General features: G+C 55.5%; 9 protein-coding genes and 2 tRNA genes. 4 read left to right on the plus strand and 7 right to left on the minus strand.

What is annotated here, in order from left to right; all coding sequences use genetic code 11:
* Nucleotides 1-3: 3 nt before the first annotated feature.
* Nucleotides 4-80 (minus strand) — tRNA-Asp (locus H7A77_RS23235).
* A gap of 144 nt (nt 81-224) precedes the next feature.
* A complete protein-coding gene (gene dnaQ / locus H7A77_RS23240) occupies nt 225-968 on the minus strand; it encodes a DNA polymerase III subunit epsilon (protein ID WP_033641945.1) in 744 nt (247 codons plus the stop codon).
* A 72-nt stretch (nt 969-1,040) separates the two neighbouring features.
* Here dnaQ and rnhA point away from each other — a divergent pair, with 72 nt between their 5' ends.
* Nucleotides 1,041-1,508: a ribonuclease HI gene (rnhA, locus tag H7A77_RS23245; protein ID WP_033641944.1), complete on the plus strand. Its 468-nt coding sequence runs from the start codon at nt 1,041-1,043 to the stop codon at nt 1,506-1,508.
* Here the strand turns inward: rnhA and H7A77_RS23250 are convergent.
* On the minus strand, nt 1,505-2,224 hold the full coding sequence (locus tag H7A77_RS23250; protein WP_033641943.1) for a class I SAM-dependent methyltransferase: 720 nt from the start codon (nt 2,222-2,224) through the stop codon (nt 1,505-1,507). The two genes, rnhA and H7A77_RS23250, sit on opposite strands and share 4 nt — an antisense overlap.
* Nucleotides 2,225-2,268: 44 nt before the next feature.
* Here H7A77_RS23250 and gloB point away from each other — a divergent pair, with 44 nt between their 5' ends.
* Both gloB and mltD read left to right on the plus strand, forming a co-directional pair.
* On the plus strand, nt 2,269-3,024 hold the full coding sequence (gloB, locus tag H7A77_RS23255; protein WP_071997792.1) for a hydroxyacylglutathione hydrolase: 756 nt from the start codon (nt 2,269-2,271) through the stop codon (nt 3,022-3,024).
* 71 nt (nt 3,025-3,095) lie between these two features.
* Entirely contained in the window at nt 3,096-4,478 is a 1,383-nt protein-coding gene (gene mltD / locus H7A77_RS23260) for a murein transglycosylase D (protein ID WP_033650995.1), read from the plus strand.
* Between the two features lie 52 nt (nt 4,479-4,530).
* Here the strand turns inward: mltD and H7A77_RS23265 are convergent, their stop codons facing one another.
* The gene (locus tag H7A77_RS23265; protein ID WP_025160092.1) at nt 4,531-5,325 is read right to left on the minus strand and encodes an endonuclease/exonuclease/phosphatase family protein; all 795 of its coding nucleotides are present in this window, start codon (nt 5,323-5,325) and stop codon (nt 4,531-4,533) included.
* A 241-nt stretch (nt 5,326-5,566) separates the two neighbouring features.
* Nucleotides 5,567-6,742 (minus strand): MFS transporter, encoded by a 1,176-nt coding sequence (locus tag H7A77_RS23270; protein WP_182074712.1) that lies wholly within the window; start codon nt 6,740-6,742, stop codon nt 5,567-5,569.
* A 105-nt stretch (nt 6,743-6,847) separates the two neighbouring features.
* Between H7A77_RS23270 and yafC the strand changes: the two genes are divergently transcribed.
* Nucleotides 6,848-7,735, plus strand: coding sequence for a DNA-binding transcriptional regulator YafC (yafC, locus tag H7A77_RS23275; protein WP_004930183.1), 888 nt, complete (start codon nt 6,848-6,850; stop codon nt 7,733-7,735).
* Between the two features lie 47 nt (nt 7,736-7,782).
* Here the strand turns inward: yafC and dkgB are convergent, their stop codons facing one another.
* A complete protein-coding gene (gene dkgB / locus H7A77_RS23280; protein ID WP_033650993.1) occupies nt 7,783-8,586 on the minus strand; it encodes a 2,5-didehydrogluconate reductase DkgB in 804 nt (267 codons plus the stop codon).
* Nucleotides 8,587-8,799: 213 nt separating this feature from the next.
* A tRNA-Asp gene (locus H7A77_RS23285) sits at nt 8,800-8,876 on the minus strand.
* Nucleotides 8,877-8,905 lie beyond the last annotated feature (29 nt).

Below are 8,905 nucleotides of genomic sequence, written 5' to 3' on the forward strand. Positions count from 1 at the left end.
TAGTGGCGGAACGGACGGGGCTCGAACCCGCGACCCCCTGCGTGACAGGCAGGTATTCTAACCAACTGAACTACCGCTCCGCGCCATTCCCTCTTGCGGGGGAACGAGGCGCATATTACGGACGCCTCTCGGTTCCGTCAACGCCTTTTTCTCCGCAAATGAACCGTTTGCACAGTTTTTCAACGAAGGGTCGCCCGGTGCGTTTTTTTCGTGCAAAAACGCCGTTATTCCGCCGGCGCCCCGCGCCACAGGCAGCTGCCACCCTTCTTCGCCACCAGATCCAGACGCGCCTCGTGCGCCTTTATTTCTTCGTCGCTGGCGTAGACCACTTTCATCGCCGTAGCCGGGCGGACGATACGCTGTATTTCTTGCGCGGCATCGTTTTGCTGGGTGTCGCCTTCCATTTGGAACGCTATCGACGTCTGACCGCCGGTCATCGCCAGATAGACTTCCGCCAGGATCTCGGCATCGAGCAATGCGCCGTGCAGCGTACGCTTGCTGTTGTCTATCTCATAGCGGCTGCACAAGGCATCGAGGTTGTTGCGCTTGCCCGGGAACAGGCGGCGCGCCATCATCAGGCTGTCGGTGATGGTGCAGAAGGTCTCGGTCTTCGGGATCCCCTGCTGCAGCATGCGGAATTCGTGATCCATAAAGCCGATATCGAACGCCGCGTTATGGATCACCAGCTCGCCGCCGCGGATAAAGTCGAGGAATTCGTCGGCAACCTGATCGAAGGTCGGTTTGTCGGCCAGGAAGTCGTCGCTGATGCCGTGTACGCCGTACGCTTCCGGATCCACCAGCCGATCCGGCTTGATGTATACGTGGAAGTTGCGCCCGGTCAGGCGGCGGTTAATCACTTCCACCGCACCAATTTCGATGATGCGGTGCCCTTCGTAGTGCACCCCAAGCTTGTTCATACCGGTGGTTTCGGTATCGAGGACAATCTGTCTGGTGGTTGTAGAGATCATATTGCAGTGCTCACAGCGCTCGTTTATGTCAGACTTGGCTTTTATAAAACTGATAGGAAGAGTCTACCAGAGATGCTCAAACAGGTAGAAATTTTCACCGACGGCTCCTGCCTTGGCAACCCTGGCCCCGGTGGCTACGGCGCGATACTGCGCTATAAGCAGACGGAAAAAACCTTCAGCGAAGGATTTCGTCTGACCACCAATAACCGCATGGAAATGATGGCGGCGATCGTGGCGCTGGAAGCGCTGACGGTGCCTTGCGCCGTGACGCTCAGCACCGACAGCCAGTACGTGCGCCAGGGCATTACCAGCTGGATCCATAACTGGAAGAAACGCGGTTGGAAAACCGCCGACAAAAAACCGGTCAAGAATGTCGATCTGTGGCAGCGGCTGGATCAGGCCATTCAGCGCCACACCGTAAAATGGGAGTGGGTCAAGGGCCACGCCGGCCACCCGGAGAACGAACGCTGCGACGAGCTGGCGCGCGAGGCGGCGGGTAAACCGACGCAGGATGACGTCGGCTACCAACCGGAAGCCTAAGGCAGCTTGCGATAACTTTTGGTCGCGCCCACCGCGCGGCTGAGAGACGGCTTTCTCGCCCCCAGTTTCATCGGCGTGGGCGTCAGCGGCAAGGTGCGCTTGCGCGCCACAATCACGCTCATGCAGCCCAGCGCCGGCAAATGGGTGCATAAAAACTTGCCGCCCTTGCGGTGCCACGGCAGCACGTGAAAACGCGCCTGGTGCAACACCTCGTAATTCAGCAGGCTGAGCCAATCCAACAACCGCATCTGGGTAAACATGCGGCTAACATAGGGCTGACGATGACGCAATCCGGGCACCAGCTTGCCCAATCCCAGCAGGCTGAACGGATTGAAGCTGCTGACAACCAGCCAGCCGTCGTCGATCAACACCCTATCCACCTCACGCAGCATGCGATGCGGATCGTCCGCGTAGGACAGCGTATGCGCCAACAGGCAGGCATCCACCGACTTGGCGGCGAACGGCAGTTGATAGGCGTCGGCGATCACCTGCAGCCCTTCCCCCTCCAGCCCTACGTTGACCTGGTGGGAGATTGCGCATTTATCCGTGGCCAGCTCGGCGCTGAGCATACCCATCTTCAGCAGATGGAAACCGAACAGCTTGGGCCACCAGGGTTGCAACTGCCGCTCGAGCGCTTCACGATAGTACTCCCCCCACGGCAGCTCAGCCCAGGACTGCGGGCCGGTGAGCTTTTGTAGAGTATGGGCTGGTTTCATGATTTATTATCTTCTTTCAAGCCGTTGCCAACGAGAGGTACACCATGAATCTTATCAGCATTCCCGCCTTCCAGGACAATTACATTTGGTTATTGGATGACCGGCAGGGGCGCTGCATTATCGTCGATCCGGGTGAAGCGCGGCCGGTGCTCGAGGCGCTGCAGCGCCTGCAGCTGGCGCCGTCGGCGATCCTGCTGACCCACCACCACCACGATCACGTCGGTGGCGTGGCGCAGATTGTCGCACAATACCCGGGCCTGGCGGTCTACGGGCCGCAGGAAACCGCTGGCAAAGGCGCCAACCACATCGTCCATGACGGCGATACCTTTGATATCGATGGCCGCCAATACAGGACTATCGCCGTTCCCGGCCATACGCTGGGCCATGTGGCATTCTATAGTGCCCCTTATCTGTTCTGCGGCGACACCATTTTCTCCGCCGGCTGCGGCAGGCTGTTTGAAGGCACCGCAAAACAAATGTACGACTCATTTCAACAACTCGCGCAACTTCCCGATAACACCTTAATTTGCTGCGCGCATGAATATACTCTTTCAAATCTTAAGTTTGCGCGGGCTATTTTGCCGGAAGATCGAGAGATTGAAACATATCAACAACATGTTGAAGCGTTAAGGGCAAAAGGCCAAGCTAGCGTGCCGACCACGTTGCAATTAGAGCGCAAAATTAACCTGTTTTTACGTTGCCATGACGCTGATTTACAAAAGAAATTAGGCTTTAATTCACCACCGGAAAGCCTTCATTCAGTTTTTTCCGAATTACGCCTGCGGAAAGATAACTTCTAAGCTTTTAGTTGTGTTATTTGGCGAAGCAAAGTATTATTGCTCGTCTTTTAAGCAACTACATTGACACACACATGAAGGCTAAAGCGATATTTCTCGCCTCGGTCTTGCTAGTGGGTTGCCAGTCGTCCAGGCAGGACGCACCGGCGCCAGAACAGCATGCACAGAGTTTGTCTTCGGCTGGTCAAGATGGTGAAGCAGGAGAGTACACAGGAAATGGCCGAGCGAGCTCGGCGCGGTGGTTGGATAACAACAGTCCCGCCGCGCAACAGGACCTGTGGAACTTCATTAGCGACGAGCTGAAGATGGAGGTTCCGGAAAATTCCCGGATCCGTGATCAGAAAAGAAAGTACTTAAAAAGTAAGAGCTATCTCCACGATGTAACATTACGGGCAGAGCCGTACATGTACTGGATAGTCGGGCAGATTAAGAAACGTAATATGCCGATGGAACTGGTACTGCTACCCATAGTGGAGAGCGCTTTTGACCCACACGCCACGTCAAGTGCCAACGCCGCAGGGCTATGGCAAATCGTGCCGCAAACGGGTCGCAATTATGGTTTGAAAAACAATCAGTGGTATGACGGTCGACGCGATGTCGTCGCCTCGACAACCGCTGCGCTTAACATGATGCAGCGCTTGAACCGCATGTTTAACGGCGACTGGTTACTGACCGTAGCCGCCTATAACAGTGGTGAAGGCCGCGTGATGCAAGCGGTGAAGGCAAACAAACGCCAGGGTAAGCCAACCAATTTCTGGGCATTGTCGCTTCCGCGTGAAACGTCAATCTATGTCCCGAAAATGCTGGCGCTGAGCGACATCATCAAGAACAGCAAGAAGTACGGCGTGAAACTCCCGAAAACGGATGAAACCCGTGCGCTGGCTCGTATCGATGTCGGGCAGCAGATCCAGCTGACTCAGGCGGCTGAGATGGCTGGGCTTTCAGTCACCAAGATGAAAGCGTATAACCCAGGCTACAAAAAAGGCGTTACGGCACCCAACGGGCCCCATTACATCATGGTTCCCAAAGGGCATGCCGATCAGCTGAAAGACTCGCTGGCCGATGGCCAGATCGCCGTGACTCAGCCAACGACGCAGTTGGCGAAGAACAGCGGTTTGTCCGGTGGCAGTTCGTATAAAGTTCGCTCCGGCGACACCTTATCGGCCATAGCCAAGCGGCTGAACGTTAAGACCAGCGATTTGCAGAGTTGGAACAACTTACGCGCCAAGAGCGCCTTAAAAGTTGGGCAAACCCTGCAAGTGGCCAGCAATACTGGCAGTAACAGCAGTATCACCTACCAGGTTCGTAAAGGTGATTCGCTCGCCAGTATCGCACGTCGTCACGGCGTCGATATTAACGACGTGATGCGTTGGAATTCAACGCTCGCCAAAGGCAACCTGCAGCCAGGTCTGAAGCTGACCCTGTTTGTCGGCAACAAGATGACGCCGGATACTTAAATGTTCGGCACAAAAAAAGCACCCTTCGGGGTGCTTTTTTATTAGCTGCGATTCACCATACCGGCGAGTCTTTCTCCGGATGAAACTCCACCAACAGCGGGTTGTGATCCGACGCGCTGGTCACCAGCACCGACGCCTCCACCACTCCCAGATTGCGGTAAAATACGAAATCCAGTGGACGACCGAAGGCCTTGCGGCGATGGTCGTCGGTGAAACTCACCTCGCGCAGCGCCATCTCTCCGGCAAAGTCATACAGCGCATTGATGCGCTTGCGGCTCCAGGCGTTGAAATCCCCTGCCATAATCACCGGCCCCCGGTGACTGGCGATCTGTTCGCCTATCGGCCCCAACTGCTTGCTGTAGACGTCGACACCCAGGCTAAAGTTCACCGCATGGATGTTCACCACCATCAACAGTTCGCCGTTGTACAGCGGATAAACGGTGATCAAGGCCGACTTGGAAAGCCGCAGCAGCGGCTCTCGCTCGCGCAGCGGGCAACAGTAAACAGGATGAGCGGCAGCCAGCGTCATCACGCCGGAAGGGTGCTGCGGCAGCACAAAGGCCGGCACCTGATCGGCCGCCAGATAGTTGGCGGTAGCGTAGCTCACCAACTCTGGCGTGGTTTGCGCCTCTTGCAATAATACCAGCTGCGCGTCTTTACCATGGTTTTTCAGCACCGAAAGCCAGTCGGCTCGCTGCTGTTTGAAAATATTCCATACCATGACGCGCAGGGCGCCGGTCGTCGGCAGCGCCGCCCCTGGCGGCAACGGCTGGTTAACGGCACCAGGAAAGATTCGCTCAACTGGCTGACCTGCAACATACCTCATTGCATAAGTTCGTTTCGGCACGCGATTCGCCTATTACCCATTAACATGAAAACTGGCGATGAACACTCGCCAACGATGAATTGATTATACGCCTACCCTGCATAGAGGGCATGGCTTTTGCGGGCATCACCTTTTCAGTTATAGGGGCCGCCTGCAGCGATTTCAATCTTCTGACGGTATAGCTGTGTAAAGGTGAGGGGTAATAGGTGAAAAATGCGAAAAGGCCCGCAAAATGCGGGCCAGGCAGCAAGGGTTTTACGTATTAAGCCGTTTGCAGCTGAGACTTTTTATCCAGGCGACCGCTGAAGCTAACCAGCAACAATGCAACCACCACGATCAACGCGCCAATCCAGGGGGTCTGCGCCAGCCCCAGTGAGGCAACGGTCTGGCCGCCAATCACCGAGCCGAGCGCAATGCCGATGTTGAACGCCGCGATGTTGAGACCGGACGCCACATCCACCGCATTTGGTGTGTATTGTGCGGCTTTCTGCACCACATACACCTGCAGCCCCGGCACGTTGCCGAAAGCGAACACGCCCATCACAATCACCGTCAGCAAAGCGGCAATACTGTGGCTGGCGGTAAGCTGGAACACCAGCAACAAAACGGCCAGCGCGGCAAAGATAAAGCTCAGCGCACGCACGGCCCCATGACGATCGGCCAGCTTGCCTCCCCAGATGTTACCCACCGCCACCGCGACGCCATAAGCCAACAGTATCCAGCTCACGGTCGGAGCAGAGAAGCCGGCCAGTTCCTGCATCATCGGCGCAAGGAAGGTAAAGGTCGTGAAGACCCCGCCGTACCCCAATGCGGTAATCGCGTAAATCAGCAGCAGACGAGGATGAGTCAGCACTTTCAGCTGTTCCCGCACGCCGGCGCTGCCCTGGTTCTTGATATTGCTCGGTACCAGAATAACGCTGGCCAGCGTGGCGACAGCGCCAATCAGAGAAACGGCCAGGAAGGTCTCACGCCAGCCAAACTGCTGGCCGATGAACGTCCCCAGCGGTACGCCGGTCACCAGCGCCACCGTCAGGCCACCAAACATGATGGCGATGGCGGAAGCCGCCTTCTCTTTTGCCACCAGGCTAGTGGCGATAGTGGAGCCGATAGAGAAGAACACGCCGTGCGCCAGGCCGGTCAACAACCGAGCCACTACCAGCGATTCATAGCTGGGTGACTGCCAGGCCAGCAGGTTGCCGAGAGTGAACAGCACCATCAGGCCAACCAGCAGCAGTTTGCGCGGTATGCGGTTGGTCAGGGCCGTCAGCACCGGCGCGCCAATGGCCACGCCGAGGGCATAGATAGTCACCAGCAATCCAGCGGACGGTACGGTCACCCCAAGCTGCTCCGCGATAGTCGGGATCAACCCGACAATCACGAACTCGGTCGTGCCGATAGCAAAAGCGCTGATGGTTAAGGCAAGTAATGCGAGTGGCATTTTTTACTCCGAAATAGCATTCAAGTTGATGACGGCTATTATCGGCCTATGCTTAAATGATAAAAATGCTCAAAATTTCAAATTAACTTTGCTATCGGAGCAAAAATGAAAGCAAACTCTGACGAGTTGATCACCTTTGTCACCGTCGTAGAAAGCGGCAGCTTCAGCCGGGCGGCCGAACGCCTGGAACAAGCGAACTCCGTAGTCAGCCGAACGGTGAAAAAACTGGAAAGCAAACTGGGCGTAACGTTGCTCAACCGCACCACGCGCCAAATCAGTCTGACTCAGGAAGGAGAGAATTACTTTCGCCAGGTGCAGAAGGTACTGAACGACATGGCCGCGGCGGAAAATGCGCTGATGGAAAGCCGCCAGCGCCCGCAAGGCCTGCTGCGCGTCGATGCGGCAACGCCGGTGGTGCTGCATATGCTGACGCCTTTAGTGGCCGAGTTCCGCGAACGTTATCCAGAAATGTCGTTATCGCTGGTGTCTTCGGAAAACTTTATCAATCTGATCGAGCGAAAAGTGGATATCGCGATCCGCGTAGGCGAGCTGACCGATTCTACGCTGAAAGCACGCAAACTGATGACCAGCTACCGACATGTGCTCGCCTCCCCCGCTTATCTGGCTCAGCACGGCACGCCGCTAACGGTAGAAGATCTTGCACATCACTGCTGTATCGGTTTCAACGACCTGCCCAGCTTGAACCGCTGGCCACTGGCTTGTTCAGATGGCAGCCAGTTGGAAATCACCCCCGGTTTGACCACCAATAGTGGAGAAACCCAGCGCCATCTCTGTCTGCATGGCAACGGTATCGCCTGCCTGTCGGACTTTATGAGCGACGAAGATATCAAACGTGGAGATTTGGTCCCGATTCTGGTGGAAGCGACACTGCCGGTCGCCATGCCGATCAACGCGGTTTACTACAGCGACAGCGCCGTCAGCAACCGTCTGCGCAGCTTTATTGATTTTGTGAGTGAATACCTGAAACGATAAAAAAGGCGCCCCGATGGACGCCTTATGCTGACTACGGCGAGGAATGATTAATCCCAGTTTGGCGCCAGGCCTTCCGGACTAACCAGACGGCCGTTGCACTCCAGTGCGGCGATCTGCGCCATATCTTCGTCGGTCAGCGTCAGTTGCTGCGCCAATAGGTTGCTCGCCAGATTTTCACGCTTGGTCGAGGAAGGGATCACCGCATAACCCAGCTTCAATGCCCAAGCCAGAACCACCTGTGCTGGGGTCGCATTGTGACGAGCAGCGATGCTTTTGATCGTTTCATCCTGCAGCGCTTTGCCGTAGGCCAACGTCATGTAAGAGGTGATGGCGATGCCGTGCTGCTGTGCAAATTCGACCACCTTGCGGTTCTGCAAGAACGGTGACAGCTCGATTTGGTTGGTGGCGATTTCATCGGCGCCAATCGCGTCAATCGCTTGCTGCATCAAATCGATGGTGAAGTTAGATACGCCAATTTGACGGGTCAGCCCCAGCTTTTTCGCTTCCAGCAGCTCAGCCATAAATTCGGCAACCGGCACTTCGTCGTGGGGTGACGGCCAGTGGATCAGCGTCAGATCAACGTAGGACGTTTGCAGTTTTTTCAGGCTTTCTTGCAGGCTTGGGATCAGTGCGCCTTTCGCCAGGTTCGCGATCCAAATCTTGGTGGTGATGAACAGATCTTCACGTTTCACGCCGCTGGCAGCTATAGCCTGGCCAACAGCCGCTTCGTTTTCATAGATCTGTGCGGTATCGATAGTACGGTAGCCCAGCTCAAGTGCGGTGCTGACAGAATCGATAACAACCTGATCCTGAAGGCGGAAAGTACCTAAACCAAATGCAGGGATGCTCATAATGTTTTCTCTCATTAACGGGTAAATGTGGTATGAGGAAGATTATGGCAACTTTTTTATTGATCAAAAACGCCTGGTTCGGCATAAGACTTTTGATCTAAAGGCAACAATATCGGGAGATAAGGCTGTAAAGAAGGACAATTCCGGCCTTGAAAGCGCAAAATATAGATATGAAAAAGCCCTGAGTCAGAGACTCAGGGCTTATCAATTAAGTGGCGGAACGGACGGGGCTCGAACCCGCGACCCCCTGCGTGACAGGCAGGTATTCTAACCAACTGAACTACCGCTCCACCGATTCTTTTACGTTGTATCTTTCGAT

The organism is Serratia sp. ME47, from assembly GCF_903970925.1.
GTDB classification, from domain to species: domain Bacteria; phylum Pseudomonadota; class Gammaproteobacteria; order Enterobacterales; family Enterobacteriaceae; genus Serratia; species Serratia ureilytica.